At 39.2% G+C, this 22,377-nt stretch carries 20 protein-coding genes; 9 read left to right on the top strand and 11 right to left on the bottom strand.

The window, feature by feature from the left end:
- Window positions 1-422 precede the first annotated feature (422 nt).
- Together rplU and rpmA are read left to right on the top strand one after the other, a co-directional pair.
- On the top strand, window positions 423-734 hold the full coding sequence (gene rplU, locus ACOXY8_RS14790; protein ID WP_458332387.1) for a 50S ribosomal protein L21: 312 nt from the start codon (window positions 423-425) through the stop codon (window positions 732-734).
- A gap of 9 nt (window positions 735-743) precedes the next feature.
- Complete coding sequence (rpmA, locus tag ACOXY8_RS14785) at window positions 744-1,013, top strand: 50S ribosomal protein L27 (protein WP_458332386.1); 270 nt, start codon at window positions 744-746, stop codon at window positions 1,011-1,013.
- A gap of 85 nt (window positions 1,014-1,098) precedes the next feature.
- Here the strand turns inward: rpmA and ACOXY8_RS14780 are convergent, their stop codons facing one another.
- From ACOXY8_RS14780 to rnr, 4 genes are all read right to left on the bottom strand, one after another.
- A complete protein-coding gene (locus ACOXY8_RS14780) occupies window positions 1,099-1,665 on the bottom strand; it encodes a hypothetical protein (protein WP_458332385.1) in 567 nt (188 codons plus the stop codon).
- Between the two features lie 75 nt (window positions 1,666-1,740).
- The gene (locus ACOXY8_RS14775) at window positions 1,741-2,367 is read right to left on the bottom strand and encodes a rhomboid family intramembrane serine protease (RefSeq protein ID WP_458332384.1); all 627 of its coding nucleotides are present in this window, start codon (window positions 2,365-2,367) and stop codon (window positions 1,741-1,743) included.
- A 6-nt stretch (window positions 2,368-2,373) separates the two neighbouring features.
- Window positions 2,374-3,357 carry a polyprenyl synthetase family protein gene (locus tag ACOXY8_RS14770; protein WP_458332383.1) on the bottom strand — a complete coding sequence of 328 codons (984 nt, stop codon included), beginning with the start codon at window positions 3,355-3,357 and terminating at the stop codon, window positions 2,374-2,376.
- 46 nt (window positions 3,358-3,403) lie between these two features.
- Window positions 3,404-5,548, bottom strand: coding sequence for a ribonuclease R (gene rnr / locus ACOXY8_RS14765; RefSeq protein ID WP_458332382.1), 2,145 nt, complete (start codon window positions 5,546-5,548; stop codon window positions 3,404-3,406).
- 147 nt (window positions 5,549-5,695) lie between these two features.
- Between rnr and ACOXY8_RS14760 the strand changes: the two genes are divergently transcribed.
- The gene (locus ACOXY8_RS14760) at window positions 5,696-6,901 is read left to right on the top strand and encodes a porin (RefSeq protein WP_458332381.1); all 1,206 of its coding nucleotides are present in this window, start codon (window positions 5,696-5,698) and stop codon (window positions 6,899-6,901) included.
- A 56-nt stretch (window positions 6,902-6,957) separates the two neighbouring features.
- On the opposite strand, the gene ACOXY8_RS14755 is transcribed toward ACOXY8_RS14760, so the two are convergent.
- The 5 genes from ACOXY8_RS14755 to ACOXY8_RS14735 form a co-directional block, all read right to left on the bottom strand.
- Window positions 6,958-8,100, bottom strand: a complete 1,143-nt coding sequence (locus ACOXY8_RS14755; RefSeq protein WP_458332380.1) for a PQQ-dependent sugar dehydrogenase — start codon at window positions 8,098-8,100, stop codon at window positions 6,958-6,960.
- 98 nt (window positions 8,101-8,198) lie between these two features.
- Window positions 8,199-9,137 (bottom strand): rhomboid family intramembrane serine protease, encoded by a 939-nt coding sequence (locus ACOXY8_RS14750; RefSeq protein WP_458332379.1) that lies wholly within the window; start codon window positions 9,135-9,137, stop codon window positions 8,199-8,201.
- Entirely contained in the window at window positions 9,138-9,929 is a 792-nt protein-coding gene (locus tag ACOXY8_RS14745; protein WP_458332378.1) for a rhomboid family intramembrane serine protease, read from the bottom strand.
- 5 nt (window positions 9,930-9,934) lie between these two features.
- Window positions 9,935-11,776, bottom strand: a complete 1,842-nt coding sequence (gene mutL / locus ACOXY8_RS14740; RefSeq protein ID WP_458332377.1) for a DNA mismatch repair endonuclease MutL — start codon at window positions 11,774-11,776, stop codon at window positions 9,935-9,937.
- A gap of 1 nt (window position 11,777) precedes the next feature.
- Complete coding sequence (locus ACOXY8_RS14735) at window positions 11,778-12,134, bottom strand: hypothetical protein (RefSeq protein ID WP_458332376.1); 357 nt, start codon at window positions 12,132-12,134, stop codon at window positions 11,778-11,780.
- Window positions 12,135-12,297: 163 nt separating this feature from the next.
- Between ACOXY8_RS14735 and ACOXY8_RS14730 the strand changes: the two genes are divergently transcribed.
- The 6 genes from ACOXY8_RS14730 to ACOXY8_RS14705 all read left to right on the top strand — a co-directional run bounded on the left by ACOXY8_RS14730 (window position 12,298) and on the right by ACOXY8_RS14705 (window position 20,202).
- Window positions 12,298-15,324 carry a glycoside hydrolase family 3 N-terminal domain-containing protein gene (locus ACOXY8_RS14730; RefSeq protein WP_458332375.1) on the top strand — a complete coding sequence of 1,009 codons (3,027 nt, stop codon included), beginning with the start codon at window positions 12,298-12,300 and terminating at the stop codon, window positions 15,322-15,324.
- A 75-nt stretch (window positions 15,325-15,399) separates the two neighbouring features.
- The gene (bshA, locus tag ACOXY8_RS14725) at window positions 15,400-16,539 is read left to right on the top strand and encodes an N-acetyl-alpha-D-glucosaminyl L-malate synthase BshA (RefSeq protein WP_458332374.1); all 1,140 of its coding nucleotides are present in this window, start codon (window positions 15,400-15,402) and stop codon (window positions 16,537-16,539) included.
- A gap of 64 nt (window positions 16,540-16,603) precedes the next feature.
- Entirely contained in the window at window positions 16,604-17,236 is a 633-nt protein-coding gene (locus ACOXY8_RS14720) for a sterol desaturase family protein (RefSeq protein WP_458332373.1), read from the top strand.
- A gap of 33 nt (window positions 17,237-17,269) precedes the next feature.
- Window positions 17,270-18,094: an NAD(P)-binding domain-containing protein gene (locus ACOXY8_RS14715; protein ID WP_458332372.1), complete on the top strand. Its 825-nt coding sequence runs from the start codon at window positions 17,270-17,272 to the stop codon at window positions 18,092-18,094.
- A gap of 97 nt (window positions 18,095-18,191) precedes the next feature.
- A complete protein-coding gene (locus ACOXY8_RS14710; protein ID WP_458332371.1) occupies window positions 18,192-19,568 on the top strand; it encodes a glycoside hydrolase family 47 protein in 1,377 nt (458 codons plus the stop codon).
- Between the two features lie 67 nt (window positions 19,569-19,635).
- Window positions 19,636-20,202: a DUF2911 domain-containing protein gene (locus ACOXY8_RS14705; RefSeq protein WP_458332370.1), complete on the top strand. Its 567-nt coding sequence runs from the start codon at window positions 19,636-19,638 to the stop codon at window positions 20,200-20,202.
- Between the two features lie 57 nt (window positions 20,203-20,259).
- Here the strand turns inward: ACOXY8_RS14705 and ACOXY8_RS14700 are convergent, their stop codons facing one another.
- Window positions 20,260-21,384 carry a DUF4221 family protein gene (locus ACOXY8_RS14700; protein ID WP_458332369.1) on the bottom strand — a complete coding sequence of 375 codons (1,125 nt, stop codon included), beginning with the start codon at window positions 21,382-21,384 and terminating at the stop codon, window positions 20,260-20,262.
- A 128-nt stretch (window positions 21,385-21,512) separates the two neighbouring features.
- Complete coding sequence (gene prmC / locus ACOXY8_RS14695; RefSeq protein ID WP_458332368.1) at window positions 21,513-22,358, bottom strand: peptide chain release factor N(5)-glutamine methyltransferase; 846 nt, start codon at window positions 22,356-22,358, stop codon at window positions 21,513-21,515.
- Between the last annotated feature and the right edge of the window lie 19 nt (window positions 22,359-22,377).

Below are 22,377 nucleotides of genomic sequence, written 5' to 3'. Positions count from 1 at the left end.
AATAACTATTAGTCAACCAGAGATGGCGGAAAATAGTTGAGATAAAATTGTGTTTAGGCGCTTAAATTTGATAATGCTCTGATTAACACAATGAAAAAAAATCAAACATCAGCGATGTTGTGACTTTGTCTGAAAGCACCTCTACAAATATGTAAAAGCTGAGCTTAAAAATCAATCGAAAATTTTCAAAATAAATTAATCTAACAATAGCTAAAATTGCATTTTAATAAATTGTTAATCAATTATTTACATAATGTTATTGAAACCGTGACTTATCGCTATATTGATCAAAATCAATGATAATTTTTTTTCATATTTAGTGAAAATATTTTTCCTTGTATTCACTTGCATTTTCAAGTTTGTTTTTTCAAAGGAAGGGCGTATATTTGCAGTCCGATTTTTTGAAAATAAAAAATAAATTTATGTACGCAATTGTTGACATCAGCGGCAAGCAGTTCAAAGTAACAAAAGACCAGTTTGTGTATGCCCCATTAATGGCAGAGCAAGAAGGCGCTTCCGTTGTATTCGATCAAGTATTGTTGTTAGACAACGAGGGATCGATTGAAGTAGGTGCTCCATTAGTGGAAGGCGCCACCGTGACTGGAAAAGTATTAGGTCACGTGAAAGGTGATAAAGTTATCATCTTTAAGAAAAAGCGGAGAAAAGGGTATAAGAAGACCCAAGGACACCGTCAAGATTTCACAAAGGTTTTAATTGAAGGAATTTCTAAATAAGGACACAACATGGCACACAAAAAAGGGGTCGGTAGTTCCCGTAACGGACGTGATTCAGAAAGTAAGAGATTAGGCGTAAAAATATATGGTGGTCAAGGCGCAATTGCTGGCAACATCATCGTACGTCAAAGAGGTACTAAGCACCATCCAGGTGACAATGTAGGTATTGGCAAAGACCATACACTATATGCATTAGCGGACGGCATTGTTACTTTCAAAAGAGGCAAACAAGATCGCTCATTCGTTTCTGTAACTCCTGTTGAAACAGCAGAAGCTTAAGAAAAGGTTAAAGTTAAACATCAAATAAAAAGCACAGCTTCTTTCGGGAGGCTGTGCTTTTGCATTTTGTAGCTGATTGTATTTTCTACCACATACGTCCTAATGCTATTGCCATAGAAGCACCTACCATCGATTTGCTACCATTAATATCTACAAATGGCGATACTGCGAAACCAGCCCATCCATTGTTTGGAACAATCTTGCCCTCGATCCTAACGCCTATTGCTTCCGAAGTTTTTATCTGATGCACTGGAACTCCAGCATCGGTATATTGGCCTTCGAATATGTTGTGTTCGAAATCTGAAAAACTAGCTGAAACAGAAACCATTTTTAAGCTTGCTCCCTTTTTATTAATTAGACCAAGGCCGGCATACCAGCTTTCTCTTTCATAAAATGATTGTTCAGGACTCAATCCTCCTTTGCTTAGATTACTGATTCCCGCAACTACCATTATGTTTTTTACAGTTTCCAAATTGATGCTGTAAGAACTAATCCAACCCAAATTGGACATCCCGAAACCAGCTTCTACCCAGTAAACATTTCTAATTCCTAGATTTTTTGGGTTTTTAGGATCTACCACTGTTTGTGCTAAACCCTGCATACAGCCTATCACCATGAATAGAAATAGCACTGGCAATAATTTTAATTTCATAGAGCGATTATTTGGCTCCTAAATTAATGATAAATGATTGAGGCCTAATAATAATTTGAAGAAAAACTGAGGAATTTAAAAAAGACTGAAAGTGGCGAGCTTTTCAAAGAAGAGGGGTAACACTTGTGGCTTAAGGATAATGGTGAAAATTACCCCGAATAAAGCTCCATATAAATGTGCATCGTGATTGATATTATCAGCTGATTGCTTGCCTCTGTACCATGAATATATTAGAAAAAATGCACCAAGAATAAAGCCCGGAACACAAATAGCAAAATACAAGCAAATGGCAGAAAGTGGATCGAATAGAATACTACTAAAAACAACTGCTGCTACTCCACCCGATGCTCCTAATGAGTTAAAATATTCAGCGTTTCTGTGTTTGATATAACTCGGTATATCTGAAATGATGATTCCTAAAATATATAGAGCGATAAAAAGCAAACCGCCCAAGTCACCAAAAAACATGGAAAATATATATTCAACCTTTTCACCAAAAAAGTAGAGCGCTATCATATTAAAGAAAAGGTGCCAGCCATCCTTATGGATAAATCCTGAAGTGATAAATCTGTAATACGCTTTATGTTGATGGATGAAATAAGGATTGAACAACCATTTATGCATAATGGCAGGCTTGCTCCAAGCATAGTAGCTTGCAATCACAGTAAGGATTATAATAATCGTGGTGATGGAAATCTGCATTGTGGTTTATTTGTCGCGGGAGGCTAGGCGTTTCATCAGGTCAGTCAACTCCTCTTTGTATTGCAAGCGGCCCGGGAGCTGCTCCAAACCTAAGTATGCTCTATCATAATAAGTGTCCATCTTTTCAATGGCAAGTTCTCTTATACCAAGCTTATTATAGATTTCGGTAACAGCATTCACCTTTTCTATAGAATCAAAGTCCTTTGCATGCAACCAATATTCCAACTCACCATGCAATTCCCCTTTTGCTAATTCCTTAGCTTTGATAAGTAAATAGGTCTTCTTATTCGCTATGATATCTCCACCAACCTGCTTACCGAACTTACTTTGATCTGCATACACATCTAGTAGATCGTCCATCAGCTGGAAACCTAAACCCATATCCACTCCTATTTGATAAAGTGCATCGCAAACAGGATGTTTTTCGCCAGCAAGCATAGCACCTAAGCGCAAACTATAGCCAAGCAATACAGCAGTTTTCTGACGGATCATGTGGATATAATCCTCTTCTTGTACCTCCCGCTGTTCTTCGAAATTCATATCGAATTGCTGGCCTTCACATACTTCAACAGCCGTTTTATTAAACCATCTCAATACTTCTGGCAATAAGTTGGGATCTGCTTCTAAAAGCAAATCATAGGCTTTTACCATCATCACATCTCCTGACAAAATTGCCACACTCTCATTCCATTTCTGAAACACAGTAGGCTCGCCTCTTCGCAAAGGAGCCTTGTCCATGATGTCGTCGTGCAGTAAGGTGAAATTGTGAAATACCTCCACAGCAATAGCAGGTGCTAATACCCTCTCCCAATCGTCACGAAAAATCCGATACGACAGTAAAGTAAGCAAGGGCCTCATCCTTTTACCGCCCAATGCCATCGTGTATCTAATGGGTTCATAGAGTTCTACCGGGGATTGCCCAAAAGGCATTTTCGAAATTTCAGTATCTAGCCTTTGAAGGATTTCCTTGATTACGATAGGGTTGATCATTACGAAGAGAAATGGTTGAAAATTTTTGCTAAAATAGAGTTTTATTTTATTTGCGAACGAATTCTAGATCAATTGTGCGACGGTCAATATCGGTATTGATTACTCTTACCATTACTTGATCCCCAAGAGTAATAATTTTTTTGCCTTTACGACCTACCAATCGGTAATTTTTTTCGTCGAATTCATAAAAATCATCCTTCATCTCTGATACTCTCACCATTCCTTCACATTTGGTTTCTATCATCTCCACAAATACGCCCCATTCGGTAACACCCGTAACTACGCCATCATAATCTTTGTCCTCAGCCATAGACATAAATTCCACCTGCTTGTATTTAATGGACGCTCTTTCAGCATCTGCTGCGTTTTTCTCGCGCTCAGAAGAATGTTGGCATTTTACCTCATATTCATCTTTTTCGGCTTTGAATTTACCATCCAAATATTCCTGCAATAAGCGATGCACCATCACATCCGGATATCGACGGATAGGCGAAGTGAAGTGTGTATAATGTCTAAATGCTAAACCAAAATGACCTTTTGGGTCGGTCGTATATTTGGCTTTTGCCATGCTTCGAATAGCTAATTGCTCCAATACATTTTGCTCAGGCTTCCCTTCGATTTCAGCCATCAATTTATTAATGGATGAACTTACGCCACCTTCTTCCAGATCGAGCTGATGTCCAAATCGCTTGGCAAATATGGAGAATGAATCCAAACGCTCAGGATCGGGATTGTCATGCGTTCGATACACAAATGTGTTTTTCTCTTTGCCATTTTTGAGGAAATAGACATACTCAGCCACTTTCTTGTTGGCCAATAGCATAAATTCCTCAATCATTTTATGAGCGTCTTTTCGCACTTTTGGAAACATACCTAGCGGCTTGCCTTTTTCGTCCAGCTTGAATTTGACTTCCACCGTTTCAAAAGCTATTGCTCCTCTTTTGAATCGCTCAGCTTTCATTTTCTTGGCAATGTTATTCATCAAAATGATCTCTGCAGCAAATTCACCTTTACCCGTTTCTATTCGCTCTTGCGCATCCTCATAGGCAAATCGCATATCAGAATGAATAACGGTACGGCCAAACCACTCCTTATGCACTTTTCCATTTTCATCTAAATCGAAAACTGCTGAAAAAGTGAGTTTATCCTCATTGGGACGCAATGAGCACAAACCATTGGAAAGCTTCTCAGGAAGCATTGGGATGGTGCGATCAACGAGGTAAACTGATGTGGCTCTACGGAATGCTTCTTTGTCTAGGATAGTGCCGGGTAATACATAATGAGTCACGTCGGCAATGTGAACACCAATTCTCCATAATCCTCCATCGAGCTTCTCGATCGAAAGCGCATCATCAAAATCCTTTGCGTCTTCAGGGTCAATGGTGAATGTAGTAATGCCTCGGAAATCCCACCTTTTGGCAATTTCCTTTGGGTGAATTTCCTCTGGAATCTTTTCAGCCTCCCGCTCTACTACATCTGGAAAAGCAAATGGAAGTGCAAATTCAGCCATAATTGAGTGAATTTCTGCTTCATGCTCGCCGGCTTTGCCTAGTACATTGGTGACTTTGCCTTCCGGATTTTTCTCCCATTCAGGCCATTGAGTTATTTCCACCACTACTTTATCATTGTCCTCCGCATTGTTTATGTTTTTGGAACTGATATAAATATCGTGGTGCATTTTCTTGAAATCGGGCCGAACAAATGCCGTAGTCTTGGTGCGAATCATTCTGCCGACAAATTCCACTCTTTTGCGCTCGATTATTCTAGTTACTCTGCCTTCGAGCTTACCTTGTCTGTTGGAGCCAGTAATTTCTACTTCTACCAAATCATCATCAAGAGCTTGCAACATATCATCCTCCCGCACATATACGTCTTCCGTATCGGCTGGGTCTTCCGATATTACAAAGCCAAATCGAGGATTTACATAATCCACTCGGCCAACAAATACTTTAGCTTTTTCAGAAGATTTTATTCTCCCATTTCCAACTCGCGTAGCTTTGCCATCATCTACCAATTGATTTATCGCAGTATTTAAGGCTTGTTTTAAGCTATTTCCTTTTATATCAAGTTTTCGGTATATCTGTCCAGCTGTAAATGCTTTGGAGCGATGTCTTTTTAAAAATACTTCTAATCGACTGATTAGTTTTTGAAGTTCCGCATTATCGGAATTCTTGTTTTGTTTCTTCGCCATGGGCGTTCTATAAAAATGTTATTATGTAAAGATACCAAAAAGAAAATGGTTCGTTGTGATACCTAATATTATGTATTAATTAATCCCAATCACTGCAATTATTGCACCTCGATGATTTAATTTTGCCCAGCGACAAATTTGACTGTTTTGAAAAGGATTATTTTATTCATTGCTTTTGCTAGTTTGTTTATTGCTCCATTTTTGGTTTCTGCTCAAACGGAATCCGATGAGCGTGCTTTGTTGGATGTAGATGAGGGTATTGGTTTTTCTAAAGATGATATTTTCAAGCTGAATCTGCGCTTTCGGATGCAAAACCGAGTAGGCTTGTATAGCCGCGCAAGTGATGACTTGGGAATAGAGCGGGTGGAAGCTTTGGTTCGTCGCCTACGCTTGCGATTCGATGGATATGTACTTTCACCTAAAATCTCATACTATATCCAATTGTCCTTTTCTAAAGGTGACCAAGACTTAGAAAATGGAGTAGTGCCACAAACAGTTCGAGACGCAATCCTCTACTATACATTCAATAAGAATTTTTATATCGGTTTTGGACAAAGCAAATTGCCCGGTAATAGACAGCGAGTAATTTCGTCTGGCAATCAACAATTTGCTGAGCGATCATTTGCTAATGCAAGAATGACAATAGATCGTGATTTTGGTTTGTTTGCTTATTATACCTTAGAGCCAGCCGATAATTTTATAGTGAATTTGAAAGGTGCTTTGACCACAGGTGATGGCCGCAATGCTTCTATTGGGAACAATGGAATGGCCTACACTGGCAGAATTGAACTGTTACCATTTGGTAATTTTATGGACAATGGCGACTATTCTGAAGGTGATTTAAATTTTGAACCAAGCCCCAAATTATCCATTGCCCTAAGCAACAGTATCAACAAAAGAGCAATGCGCACTGGTGGGCAGGTAGGCCGAGAATTGTACACCGAAAGAGATATTGAAACACTCATTGTAGATGGCATATTCAAGTATGATGGTTGGGCGGCTTTTGGTGAATATTTTAAGAGAACCACACCAAATAATTCGCCGATTACAGACAATCTATCAGGAAATATTCGTCATGTTACGACCGGCCAAGCCTTCAATTTTCAAGGAAGTAGAATGCTTTCTAAAAAAACTGAATTGGCAATGCGATATACCTTTTTGGATACAGATGAGGAAATTTCTGCGCTTGAACCTGATAGGAAAACAGTTCTGCTAGGTGCCTCCAGATACCTAAATGGTCATAGAATCAAGCTGCAATCTTATATGGGATATGAGTGGTTTCCAGAAGAAATGATCACAAGCACGAACGATGATTTTTGGGTGCTTATGTTCCAAGTAGAATTTGGAATATAAATGAAAAAAGGTCGGCAAAACCGACCTTTAATTTCTTATTTCCTCCCGCACTTTTTTTATTCGGGCATTAATCTTACAATCATTCCTGGACCTTCTGTAGCCACATAAATATAGCCATCAGGTCCTTGTTCTACTGCTCTTACTCTACCAATTTGGTCAAGCAGCTTTTCTTCTTCAACAAAACTATTCCCATTTACAACCACTCTTGCCAAATAGCGAAATGATAGTGCTCCTACAAATAAATTGCCTTTCCAAGCTGGAAATTGATCGCCAGTATAATGAGCCATGCCGCAAGGAGCAATAGATGGAGTCCACTGGTGAACCGGCTGCTCCATTCCTTCTTTTTCTTGGTATTCAGTCAGTATAGTTCCGTTATAATTAATACCATAGGAAATTTCCGGCCAGCCATAATTTTTGCCTTTTTCTACAATATTAAGTTCGTCTCCACCACGTGGCCCATGCTCATGTGCCCAAATAGTGCCTGTGCTAGCGTCTCGAATCATTCCTTGCGGATTACGATGACCATAAGACCAAATTGATGGCATTGCCGCATCATTACCTACAAATGGATTGTCAGTTGGCACACGACCATCATCATGCAAGCGGTGTATTTTGCCACTATGATTACCTAGATTTTGTGCATTTTCCATTTGACCGCGCTCACCTACTGAGAAAAACATATAGCCATTGTCATCAAATACGATACGTGAGCCATAATGCTGACCTCTTGTAGAGTATGGAGTTGCTTGGAAAAGCTTCTCTTGATTAACAAATGCATTTCCTTGCAGCTTGGCTCGCATTATTGCTGTATTGGCTCCATCCCCATCAGGATTGGGCGAAGAGTAGGATATGTAAATCCAACCATTTTCCGCATAATTAGGATGCAGTTTTATATCAAGCAAGCCACCCTGACCACGTGCATACACCTCTGGTACACCGGATATACGATCTTCCGTAAGTTTACCATTTTGCACCACTCTGATTTCGCCCGATCTTTCGGTGAATAGCATTCTGCCATCTGGCAGCCAAGCCATTCCCCAAGGGTTTTTCAGGTCAGTAGCGATTGTATCTACTCTGAAAGATTGAGCTTCTACCTCCTTTTCAGTACTTGGAGGACCATTACTTATGGTGTCGGAACAAGCCATAATTACCGGAATAGCAATCAGTAAGAATAAAAGTAGTTTTTTATAATTCGGCATAATTGATTGTTTAAGAATTAGAACAAGACAAATCAAGGCGATTGTTAAACAACAATTTACTTAAAATAATCTGTAAATAGATTGTAATCAGCCGGCTATTATTTTTTGGAGTAATTAAACAGCTTTTCCTTTTCAGCTTTTGAGAGACTCTCATAGCCCGACTCTGAGATCTTATCGAGAATCGTATCAATCTCATCCTGCGTTACGGCCGATTTGGATTCCTTCTTCGGAGAGCTGGAAAATGGAGGATAATTCGTTCTGCTACGCTGATATTCCTTCTCATTGCTGCGGTAGCTTACCTTGATTTTATTCTTATTAAATAGTTTGCCAACGCCTTCAATAAATTGGGTAACCCATAAGCCCAAATCCATCCCATTTTGCAACCCTTTGATGTACAAGAATCCCATCAGTGCGCCACCAAGGTGTGCCAAATTTCCTCCCGCATTTCCTCCGATAGAGCCCAGCAAGGAGAAAAAGATATAAACGGCGACTATGTATTTTATTCTAACAGGGCCAAAAAATAAGAGGTGGATCGTATAGTTAGGCATTTGTGTAGAAATAGCTACTGCAACAGCATAAACCGCAGCCGAAGCTCCTACCATGCCTGGGAAAGTGCCTATTTTCTCAGAATAAAAAGGCACGAAATTATAGGCCAAAAGATAAATAACACCGCCGGCCAAAGCGCCCAGTACATATACAGAAATCACTCTATCACTGCCTAAAAACTCTACAAAAATTTTCCCAAACCAATAGAGAATAAGCATATTGAAAAGAATATGGAAGAAGCTGCTAAAGCTATGCATGAAAGCATAGGTAATGAGCGTCCAAGGTCTAAAGATGAATTCACTGAAGGCGGGAGGAATGGTAAACTGCTTTTCGATTACATTAAATACCTCTTCGAAACCCAGTAAAGTGGAGAAAACCAATAAAATCCCGGCAATAACAAATACCCCTATATTGATGACAATAAGCTGTATCAGACCATTGTTCGGTCTATTGAATGCATTTTTTAATTCGTCGAATATCCCGCCAGTCATTTAATAAAATTTAGTTCTATCTCTTCTCCACAATCTAATCATAATAAAGGCAATAAGCGCACCCGCCAAGTGAGCCAAATGGGCTACATTATCGCCAGGAGCTCTATTGAACTCTTGATATACTTCGTACAACAAATAAAACCCAACAAAGTATTTGGCCTTGATAGGGAATGGAAAAAATAGCAGAAAAAGTTCTGTATTTGGAAAAAGTAAAGCAAAGGCCATCAACACACCAAAAATAGCGCCTGAGGCTCCTACCATTGGAATGTTTGAATATCTATCGTAAACGGCAGATACGATTTCTTTGGTTTCATTTTTTAAGGCTTCGCTATCTGGGTTCTTTTCAAAATCATCTATTATTTCGTAAAAATTGCCATAAAAGCGGGTGGCATGAGAAGAAACAAACTCACTAAAATCATCTGGATTGGGATTGTACATATAGGTTTGTGCATCGTTGCGCATTCCTTGCATATCCAAATAATTAACACCAGCATAAACTACCCCTGCCCCAATACCTGTAACGAGATAAAAAATCAGAAAGCGATTGGATCCCCAAAATTGTTCTAGTAAAGGTCCAAATATGAAAAGGGCGAACATATTGCCAAACAAGTGACCGAGGCCACCATGTATAAACATGTATGTAAAAAACTGCCAAGGCTGAAATTCAGAAGAAATAGGATTACGCAATCCCGCTAGCATGGCTAAGTCGATACTAAAGAAGCCTTCGATCAAAAAGGCTGCAATGGTAATGAGGAGTAAGTTTTTAACAACGGGGGTTAAATTTCTAAACATGTTGTTTAATTAAATAAGCTTTGTAGCCTTTGAACATCTAAAAGTACGAAAGTACGTGCTCCTTCTGGTGAAAAATTGGGATTTTTACAGGCGAATAGTTTGTCTATCAATCCTCGCATCTCTTCTTGCGATAGAGCCTTTCCTTCCTTCCAAGTACTCCGCTTTGCTAGGGAACGAGCCAAATTCTCAGACTTATCCAACGACAAGTTGGCTTTGAATGATTTGAATTGCTCAATGAGGCCCTCGAAAATTTCCTTCGCACCAATACCCGACACATCGGATGGGGCGCCATGTATTTGCAGTGAATTTTTGCCAAAAACCTCAAATTCAAAGCCAAGCGCTTGTATTTCCTCCCGCATATTTTCTACCAAACCAAAGTCAGCAGGATTGAGCTCAATATGCTCTGGAAACAGAATTTGTTGAGAACTCCCATTCTTATTATCAAGAGCCGAGATATACTTTTCATATAGTATCCTTTCCATAGCAGCTTCTTGATTTATCATCATTAAGCCTGATTTTACTTGAGAAAGGATGTATTTGCGATGCAATTGCATCAATATTTCATTGCCAGTAATATTCTCATCTACTAATGCTAATTCATTTGCAGCACTTTCGAATGTGACTTCCTTTGTAGGTTGATCACTATATCTGTCGGCAGAAAAAGTATTCCCTATCTGTGTACCTTCAAACAGCTTTTTCCAATCTTGATTCCCAGAGGATGGAGTTTTATGAAAACCTCCTTCTTGCTTGCCAAAGCCAGAAGAAACTTCATGAGATGGATTAGCTTGAACTGGGCGTGCATCAGTCATTAATCTTCCAAAATTCACGTCCGAATCAAAGTCAATACTTGGGCTGATATTAAATTTGCCTAAAGCTTGACGGATGGCAGATTGAATTACTGCATACACTGAGCGCTCATCGTCAAATTTGATTTCCGTCTTGGTTGGATGCACATTGATATCGATATGCACAGGATCAATTTCTAAATTGAGCACATAGAAGGGAAATTGGTCGGCCGCAATCAGTCCATGGAAAGCATTCACCACAGAGTGATGCAAATAACTATTTTTTATAAATCGATTGTTAGCAAAAAAGAACTGTTCACCTCGTGATTTCTTAGCAAAAGCTGGCGTACCCACATAGCCAGTTACACGAAGAAGACTGGTTTCCTCTGAACAAGGCACCAATTGCTCACGATAGTTATTACCAAATAACCCAGTAATTCTATGGCTCAATTTGCCTGGCGAAAGTCGGTAGGTTTCCAAGTCATTTTGTAACAAAGCGAAGCCAATTTCCGGATAAGCCAATGCTACTCGCTGAAATTCATCTATGATATGCTTAGTTTCTACTGGATTGGATTTCAAGAAATTTCTACGAGCTGGAACATTGTAAAAGAGGTTTTTTACAGCTATGGAAGTGCCTTTCGGACAAGCTACCGCTTCATTAGTTTTCAGTTCACTCCCTTCTATTTCTATGAGTATGCCTGTTTCATCATCTTCTTGGCGAGTTTTCAATTCCACTTGAGCAACGGCAGCAATGGAGGCCATTGCCTCACCACGAAAGCCCATTGTACGAATTGTGAATAGGTCCGCCGCTTCTTTGATTTTGGAAGTAGCGTGGCGCTCAAAGCAAAGCCGTGCATCGGTTTCGCTCATACCGCTACCATTATCCATTACCTGGATTAAACTCTTACCTGCCTCTTTGATGATTACTTTTATTTCGCTTGCTCCTGCATCTACTGCATTTTCCATAAGTTCTTTCACTACAGAAGCAGGACGCTGCACTACCTCACCGGCAGCAATTTGATTAGCAATAGCATCAGGCAATAACCTGATTGAATCGGGCATATTAGGAACGTTTGAAAATATCTTTAACTCTATAAATTAGGTACGCCGGAAGAACTAAACCCAAAGCATAAAATGCTTGAGGGCCTATATAAATATAACCGAAAAGAAAGCCGAAAAACACCATAAATAGTAACATTCGAATCAATGTGGATGATAAATCCTCTCTACTGCGCTGGCGAGCAAATGCTCCTCTAAAATCAGATTCGTAATGGAAAATGCCTTGACTTCTATCAGATTCAATATTTCTTTTGATTCTGTTCGTTCTTTGCTCGATATCCTCCTTGATAGGGTCGTAATATCTTGGAGTAACGTTATATCGCTGGTATTTAGAGGTCGGAAATAAAGATGGCAGTTTCATATTTCAATAATTTTAGAATCGAAGCAGAACATAGATTAAAATTTCTTGTAATACCTTCGGCCAAAAGACATTAATTTTTTTAATGGCTCTTGATTTGTTAGTAAACAAAAACGAATTTTCAGTTGAAAATTTCAGATTTCAATAAGCTTAGGTAATTTCGGCTATGTCCTTCAAAACAAAGTTAACGCCTCCCAAGGCGGATACCAAAGGAAACGATTCGCATCTCAAAAAAGTTTTTGCTCTTGCAATCGCTAGTTTCCTCATTTTTTCATTTTCACATTTCGATTCAGGATATCCTCCCGCCTCAAAACTTAACAAGCAGCAATGGGTTGATAGCGTGTTCAATAGCCTTTCAGAAGATCAGCGATTGGGACAGCTATTTATGGTCGCTGCATATTCCAATAAAGATGAAACGCATTACAGAGAAATAGACAAACTGGTGCGCGAACAGCATATCGGAGGGCTTATTTTCTTTCAAGGTGGGCCGGGTCGGCAAGCTGTATTGACCAATCGATATCAAAAAGCAGCCAAAGTTCCATTGATTATTGGGATGGACTTGGAGTGGGGACTACAAATGCGCCTCGATAGTACTATCCAATATCCCAAAGCAATGACGCTCGGGGCAATCACGGAAAACAGCTATATCTATGAAATGGGAAAAGAAATTGCACGCCAATGCAAAGAACTGGGTGTGCATATCAATTTCGCTCCTGTGGTAGATGTCAATAGCAATCCGCAAAACCCTGTAATCGGTTATCGATCATTTGGAGAAGATAAAATCAATGTAACGCAAAAAGGGATCGCCTATATGAAAGGCATGCAAGACAATGGCGTGTTGGCTAGTGCCAAGCACTTTCCAGGCCATGGCGATACGGATTCTGATTCGCATTACACCTTACCGGTAATTAAGCATTCACGCGAGCGATTAGATACTTTAGAGCTTTACCCTTTCCGCGAAATGATTAAAGCGGGTGTCAAAAGTATAATGGTTGCTCATTTGGCAGTTCCAGCATTGGACAATCGAGAAAATATGCCAACCACCCTCTCGTACAATGTGGTGACAAAGCTCTTGAAAGAAGAAATGGGCTTTGAAGGATTGATTTTTACGGATGCACTCAATATGAAAGGCGTGGCAGATTTCTATAAGCCTGGCGAAGTGGATTTAATGGCCCTAAAAGCTGGAAATGATGTATTGTTATTTGCCCAAGATGTGCCTGAAGGACTAAGATTGATTAAAGCTGCACTAGCCAATGGCGAACTAAAGCGGGAGGATATTTACAAAAGCGTGAAAAAAATCTTAGCCGCTAAGTATGATGTCGGTTTGGCAAATTACAAGCCGCTAAAAGTCCAAGGAATTGTAAAGCGAATAAATACTCCTGAGGCTGAAATTCTTAAAAAGAAGCTTTTAGAAAAGTCTGTAACAATAATTGAAAATCAAGAAGAAATTTTGCCTTTCAACAATCTTGAAAGATATGCTTTTGCTTCTCTTACTATTGGTCTTGGCAAAGGCAATACCTTCCAAAACTATCTAGGCAAGTATGCTCCATTTACGCATCATCAACTTGATAGCTGGGGCAATTCCCAAGCGGAATTAACTCAAATGATGAATAAACTGAAAAACTACAATATGGTGGTGGTTGGTTTGCACGGCGTTACAAATTCCTCCAAAAATAATCACGGCATTTCTTCTGCCGAGATTGCAATGCTTCGAGAATTACAGAAAACCACCAAAGTAGTTGCCGTAGTTTTTGGAAATCCATACAGCATCAGATACACACTTGGAATTGAGCATTTGGTGTGTGCGTATGAGGACAATGAAACCTCCCGCCAATTAGCTCCTCAAATATTGTTTGGAGCTATGCCGGCTTATGGCAAATTGCCAGTGAGCCCTAGTCCAGTTTATCCTGTTGGTTGGGGGTTTGAAACAGCTTTTTTAGGCCGTCTGTTCTATACCTTACCCGAAGAAGCTGGCATGGATAGTAATACTTTGAATAAAATAGATGAAATAGTAAAGGAAGCTATTCGAGATAGAGCCACTCCTGGAGCGCAGGTGCTTGTTGCCAGAAAAGGCGCTGTGGTATACTCTAAGAATTTTGGGTATACCGACTACGAAAAAAAAAGAGAAGTTACTGACGAGACTATTTATGATGTAGCTTCACTCACTAAGGTCTTAGGAACACTGCAAGGAATTATGTTCTTGCATGAGCGAGGGCTTGTTTCATTAGATGGTCGAATTCAAGATTATCTGCCTGAGCTGCGCACAAGTAATAAAGGCGGATTGATCGTAAAAGATGTGCTTACTCATCAAGCTGGACTAATTCCATATATCCCGCATTGGACAAAAACAGTAGACAAATCCATCCCACTGCAAGAGTTTTATAGCAGCCTTTCAACGCCTAAATTCAATTATCAAATATCAGAAAGTCTTTTTGCGTCAACTACATTGAAGGACTCTGTCTGGCAATGGACTATCGATTCTGAGTTGCTTTCAAGAAACCTACGCCGAGGGTCTCATTTTGTTTATCGCTACAGTGACATCGGTTTTTACTTGATGCATGCCGTGCTGGAAAGACTTACCAACCAGCCAATGGATGATTTTTTGAATAATGTGTTTTATAGCCGATTAGGACTTACTACACTCACATTTCATCCCTTAGCTAAGTTTCCAAAAGAACAAATTGCTCCCACTGAGAATGATAAATACTTTCGTAATCAGTTAGTTTGGGGCACCGTCCACGATCAAGGTGCTGCAATGTATGGAGGTGTTGCCGGCCATGCAGGTATTTTCTCCAATGCCAATGATGTGGCCATCATTATGCAAATGAATCTTCAAAGCGGATTTTATGGAGGCCAAACCTACCTTCTTCCAGAAACCATTCAAACTTTCACTTCTAGATTGCCTGGTGATAATCGTAGAGGTCTAGGCTGGGACAAACCAGTTATCAAAGGTGATGGTGGCCCGACTTCCAACAAAGTTTCACAAAAAACTTTTGGTCATACAGGGTTTACAGGAACAGCGGCTTGGGTAGACCCAGAAAGCGATTTAGTTTACATATTCCTCTCAAATAGGGTGCATCCTATTGCTGAAAATAATAAATTAATTACATCTGATGTTCGCACCAAAATTCAGGATGCGCTGTATGAATCGATAGATTCCTATGAAAAATCCGCTCAGAGTACACAGCGCTGAAACCTTTTTTAGGGAAAATTCATTTACACTACAATGGTTTTGAAAATCCTCGAAACTATTGCAACAAACAAAACCATGAAAATAGGAATCGTCTGTTATCCTACCTTTGGCGGTAGTGGCGTTGTGGCTACAGAATTAGGAAAAGCCCTTGCCAAAAAAGGTCACAAAATTCATTTCATTACTTATTCGCAGCCTACTCGCCTCGATTTTTTCAATGAAAATTTATTCTACCATGAGGTAGATATCAGTCCTTATCCTCTCTTCCAATATCCCCCTTACGAATCAGCACTTGCCAGTAAAATGGTAGATGTGGTAAAATACGAAAAGCTTGATTTACTGCATGTTCATTACGCAATTCCACATGCAGCAGCAGCCTATATGGCCAAAATGATTTTGCATTCGGAGGGCATCGAAATCCCATTTATTACTACTTTGCATGGTACAGACATCACATTAGTTGGAAAGGACAAATCATACGAGCCTGTTGTAGCATTTAGTATCAACAAATCCGATGGAGTTACCGCCGTGTCTTATGATCTGAGAAAAGACACTTACGAGCATTTCAAAATAGAAAAATCGATTGAGGTAATTCCCAATTTTATAGACCTCGAGAAATTTAAAAAGCAGAAAAAAGATCATTTCAAAAAAGCTATTTGTCCCAACGACGAAAAATTGATTGTCCATACTTCCAATTTTCGCAAAGTAAAGCGGGTGGAAGATGTTGTAAAAACCTTCAAAGGAATATTAGATGCTATTCCAGCGAAACTCCTATTGGTTGGCGATGGTCCTGAAAGAACTAAAATCGAAGCCCTTTGCAGAGAGATTGGTGCAAGTGATGATGTACGCTTTTTAGGCAAACTGGAGTCTGTGGAAGAAGTGTTGTCTGTTGCAGACTTATTCCTAATGCCATCTGAAAAGGAGAGTTTTGGATTGGCCGCACTTGAAGCAATGGCTTGTGAAGTTCCTGTAGTTTCAACCAACGCAGGTGGCATCCCGGAATTGAATGTGGATGGAGTAACAGGATTTGCTTGTAATATTGGTGACGTTAATGATATGATTAAGAAATCCTTATATATATTGAAGGATGAAAATCTCCAAACATTCAAGAATGCCGCATTGAGTCGCGCAAAGGAGTTTGATAGTGAAAAAATTGTCCCTCAGTATGAAGATTTCTACATTAGAGTTTTAGAAGAAGCCAAAAAACCAATAATGTAGCCGAAATTTCAATAAAATAGGTTTTTTGTCGTTTATATCCTAAATTTGTAGAATAAGTAAAACAATGGAAGTAAGTTACCACAAAGAAATAAAGCCAAGACCAAAAGGCACCAAAAAGCTTTTCAACAATCCCATATTAGAAAAGCTTTCTAGAACCAATATTGCTGTACCACTTACACTTTACGCAATTATCAGCATCGCATTCATGTATTACGGTATAGCAGAGATAGGTATGAGTATTAGCTCAACTGTGGGACTGTTTTTTGTAGGGTTAATCTCATTTACTCTGGCAGAGTATCTTATGCACAGATACTTATATCACCATGAGCCAACTACTGAAAAAGGTAAAAAATTCATCTATACAGTGCATGGTGTACATCATGAATTCCCAAAAGATAAAGACAGATTAGCGATGCCTCCCTTATTAGCTGTTATTCTGATTACCATTCTGTACTTTGTATTTGAGTTCTTTATGGGTGCCAATGTATTTGCATTCTTACCAGGCTTTATCACAGGGTACTCTTTGTACTTATTTGTACATTATGCGGTACATGCTTATCAGCCGCCAAAAAACTTCCTGAAAGTACTTTGGGTAAATCATGGTATTCATCACTACAAAGAGCCTGACAGAGCCTACGGCGTATCTTCTCCGCTTTGGGATGTAATATTCAGAACTTTACCACATTCCAAAAAATAAAACATCAAGCCGGTTTTTGCCGGCTTTTTTATTATGATCAAATCCATAAGCATTATTGGTTGCGGTTGGCTAGGTTGGCCAATGGCTCAAACGCTAATCACTGAAGGTTTCTCGGTAAAAGGTAGCACTACCTCTACAGAGAAATTGTCAAAATTACAGCAGGATGGAATCGAGGCATATTGCCTCAATTTTCCTACAAATGATCATATATCTGCAAATAAATTACTGGATGCAGACCTGCTTTTTATCAATATACCACCTTCTGGAAGTGGCCAAAGAGAAGATTACCCAAAGGCAATTGCCAACCTAATGTCCTTTGTAAAGCCCCATCAAAAAATCATTTTTATTAGTTCTACTTCTATTTACCCTAACCTCAATAGACTAGTTACCGAAGATGATGTGGATACTTCATCATTCGGAAAAGATGAAATAGGCGAAGCTGAGCTAGAAGTTCTCAAAAGGCATCAATCTACAAGTACTATCCTCCGCTGTAGTGGACTAATGGGTAAGAGTCGGATTCCCGGGAAATACTTTGCTGGGAAAAAAGGATTAGATAATGGGCATATTCTACTGAATTTGGTTCACTTATCTGATATAATTGGTGTTGTAAAGGAAATTATCAAGCAAGATGCATTTGGCCATATTTGGAATCTCACAGCTCCAATTCCAAGAAGGCGGGAGGAAATTTATAAGCGTAATGCTGCAAAATTTGGGTTTGCACCTTCTGAGTTTGCTGAGCCAAACCTCCAATTACCTTTCAAAGTAATTAGCCCAAACAAGTTAATTTCCGAGCTCAATTACACTTTCAACTATCCGGATATTTTAGATTTCGAATACGATAAACCGCTATCAAATTGATCTTATAATTGATTCAATCAAAGGTTTGGGCTTTAGTAAGAGTTGATTCTTAGTCAAAAATTGTAAATTGGAAGCCAATAAAACCAAATTACAATCCATGAAATCAATCATCTTATTTATTTGTATCGCACTCACAATATCAGCATGTCAAAATCCTCCCGCTGAAGAAACTATCGAAGTTAGCTCTATCAATAAGCAAGCATTAGCAGATTCGGTAAAACAAGAATTTCTGCATGCTTGGAATGGCTACAAAACTCACGCTTGGGGCTACGACGCGCTAAAGCCTCTTTCCAAAACTGGTCGTAATTGGTACGACGAGAGTTTACTGATGACTCCGATTGACGCTTTTTCTACTATGAAATTGATGGGACTTGAAGCGGAGGCCGAAGAAGCCAAAACACTGATTTTCGCTGAACTTGATTTTAACAAAGACTTTTATGTTCAAACCTTCGAAGTGACCATTCGGTTGCTGGGTGGTCTTATTTCAGCTTATCAATTAGATGGCCATCCTGAGTTTTTGCGTTTGGCCAAAGACCTTGGCGACAGGTTGATGCCTGGCTTCGAAACCGCCACGGGAATGCCTTATGTGAGAGTCCATTTACAAAATGGCGAAAAGAGAGAACAAATAAATAACCCTGCGGAGATTGGTACTTTGCTTTTGGAATTTGGCCAATTGAGTAAACTTACGGGTGATGCTAAATATTATGACGCAGCCAAAAAGGCAATTACAGAAGTGTATAATCGTCGTTCGGATATTGGCTTGGTGGGAACCACCATTGATGTTGAAAGTGGCGAATGGGAAAACACTTCAAGTCATATCAGCGGAAGGATAGACTCCTACTATGAGTACTTCTACAAAGGCTGGTTGCTTTTTGGTGATGAAGATTTGAAGAAAATGTGGGATGAGAGTATTCCGGCAGTGAATCAATATCTATGGGACGATACAGAAAATGGTGCTTGGTATGGCTATGCAGATATGTACACTGGTGAGCGAACTGCGACCAACTTTGGTGCGCTCGATGCTTTTATGCCGGGCCTATTAGCGCTCAGTGGAGATTTGGAAAGAGCTAAGGAACTACAAGAAAGCTGTTTTGCCATGTGGACAATGCACGGCATAGAACCTGAATCGCTCGATTATTCTACCATGGAAGTGAATAGCCCAGGCTATGTATTGCGACCAGAAAATATTGAATCTGCCTTTTATCTATACCGATTTACAAAAGATGAAAAATACCTTGAAATGGGTAGAGAGATGTTTCAGTCTTTGGTAACTCATTGTCGTACAGACGACGCTTATGCTGCGCTGCAAAGCGTAATCACTAAAGAAAAAAGGGATGATATGGAAAGCTTTTTCTTAGCTGAAACACTGAAATATGCTTACTTATTATTTGCTGACGAAAGTACCCTGTCCTTAGAAGAATTTGTTTTTAATACCGAAGCTCATCCATTTCGGATAATAAGGCAAGAAAATTGATAATCGGAATTCGAACAGAAACGAAAGAAATTCGTTTTATCTCCGACAACAACCAATTATCAAGATTATGAGAAAGATTTTATTTATGGCGGCAATAGGACTACTGTTTTTGGTAACCAATGCCGAAGCACAAACCTTTGCGGGTGTGGATAGAAGTCCATTAGACTTTGCCTATTACCCAAACAACCTTCCTCAATTAAACTTGCGGAATGATTATCAAGAGCCAATAGCGAGACTGATTTACAGTCGTCCCGCTAAAAATGGTCGCGAGATTTTCGGTACCAACTTGGCTGAATACGGTAAGGTTTGGAGATTAGGTGCAAATGAAAATACCGAACTTACTCTCTACAAAAATGCAACTATTGGTGGTGTGGACATCCCGGCAGGGACATATTCTATAGCTGCAATTCCAAGTGAAAATAATTGGGTAATTATCATCAATAAAGCATTACACAATTGGGGTGCTTATAGATACAATGAAGAAGCTGATGTAGTAAGAGTAGAAGTTGCTCTAGAATCAAATGAAGAAGTGGTTGAGAACTTCTCAGCTATGTTTACAGGCGAAGGAGATTCGGCTACATTGCATTTTGCTTGGGATAAAGTAAAAGCAAGCCTGCCTATACAGTTCAAATAAAAGATAATTCTTTCAAGAATTTTAAAGCCCAAGTTTGCAAAGACTTGGGCTTTTCTATTATTCAGTCACCACACTCATTACATTCAAGGCTATTTCATCATTCTCATTTAAGAATGAATACATTTTTCCATTTCTGATAAACAGAAATTCCATTGGGAAATCATCAGGTAAATCGCCAATATCTTGAAGGTGGTTCAGGTCTTGATCGAAGATAGAAAGGAAACTACGGCGCTTTTTCTGATCACCCTCCAGACCGTTCGACATGTGGGAAATACGATAGAATAACTTGGTCACATCGTCAAAATAAAACTGACCGAATGTGATTTGATCACCCAGTAGCAGGATCAGTTCTCTTGGGTCACCTTCCATTACATCGGAAGTGTGTTTTGGCTCTTTTTGATTTGGGAAAAGTGAGCTATTTAAAACTTTATGATTTCTTTCACCAGTTTCCAAATCAAAGACTACAATTTCATTATAAGCATTGCAACTTAATATTGCCTTTTTATTAACAACACTTACTTGGAAGCCCGCACGAACTGGCAGCTTCGAGCCTTGAAGCATTATACTAAAACTTAATTCTGATGCTTTATCAAATTCAGGAGTTAGTTCTTTTTTGACTTTTTGGTTTTCAAAATCCAAGAATAATATTCCTTTATATAAATTATCGACAGAAAAAGTCGTAATAAATTGCTGGTTCTGAAATCCTCCATTTGGCATTACCCTTTCATTCACACGAATTGAATCCCCGGCATAACTTAGAAATTCATCCATTTCAATCTTATTTATTAACTCGCCATTGAGATTATACTTTCCAAAAAAATTGATGTCGAAGATGTAAATTTCCTCCTCACTAAGCATCTGGAATCCTGTAATAAATCTCCCTACAGCATTCGGCCCATCGTTTTCGAAAGGGTATTTCGCAACGAATTCTTCATTCTCAATATCCAAAACTTCAATACTATAATTCTTGAGATTGAAATTGTAGAGTTTATCTGTGCTCGGCAAATAGTCAGAAGTGCTTAAAGCATTATTAACAAACAGCAATTCACCTTTTGAGTCTATTCTCACGGTGTCTTCAAATACTATTCGATAATTAGTCTGTTCTTGGCTGCTTTGTTCTTCATTTTGACTACAAGAGAACACAAGTAAAATGGCAATTGGAGTTATAAGGAAATGTCTCATTGCTAGTAGTTTATTGTTTGGACGAAGGTAATTAATAACGGAAAAATTAGAAATATATTAGACCAATACAGATGTTCTATAGACAAAAATTTCAACTCAATAGGTAAGAAAGCGGGAGGATAAAATCTTTAAGGCCTCCAAATAGCGGAAACCATTCTATCCTTGCCATTAATATCCTGATGCAATTCTACCTTTGTAAGGGCATTTTCCAAAAAGCATTCTTTTACCTCCTCACCAAAATCATCATGAATTTCAACATAAATTCTACCTCCTGCTGTCATAATATCAGGTGCGAGTTCAGCTATTCTTTGGTAGAATATTAGCGGCTCATCTACAAACAAAGCCAAATGCGGCTCATGCTTGGTCACATTATCTTGCAGCTGTTCTAGATTATTTTGAGGAATATAAGGTGGGTTGCTTACTAATATCTGATAGGGATCAAACTTTGGTGTTTTATCCAAAAAGTCCAGCAAGTCGAATTTTACAGAAGCTCCGAGCATTTCATTGTTTAGCTTGGCTACTTGTAATGTTGCCTCACTCACATCAATGGCAAAAACCTTTGCTTCAGGCAGCTCCAAGCCTAGTGAAATAGCGATACAGCCTGTTCCTGTACCTACATCCAGTATTTTGCCTGCGAAGTCTATACCCTCCCGCTTCACAATCATATTTACTAGCTCTTCCGTTTCAGGTCTTGGGATAAGGGTGCTGGTATTTACTTTAAATTCTCTTCCATAAAACCACGATTTTCCAATCACATATTGTACAGGTTCACCGGTTTCCAATCGCTTCAACATCCTATCAAATTCTTCAAAATCAATGTGACCTATTTGTCTATTGGCCAAAACCTGCGACTGAGTGAGCCCGAAATACTGCTCAATAAATAGAAAAGCAATACTTGCTGCTTCATTTGCATCATATCGAGCCAAAACGCTCTGCTTGATGGTTTGAAAGATTTCTTGTGAACTTGCTGACATTTATCCTCAAAAATAGAAA

Origin of the sequence: Peijinzhouia sedimentorum (assembly GCF_049340005.1) — a bacterium.
In the GTDB taxonomy this organism is placed as follows: Bacteria; Bacteroidota; Bacteroidia; order Cytophagales; family Cyclobacteriaceae; genus CAXBDP01.
Note: the sequence above shows the minus strand (reverse complement) of the source record. Positions and strands in the feature narration are given on the sequence as shown.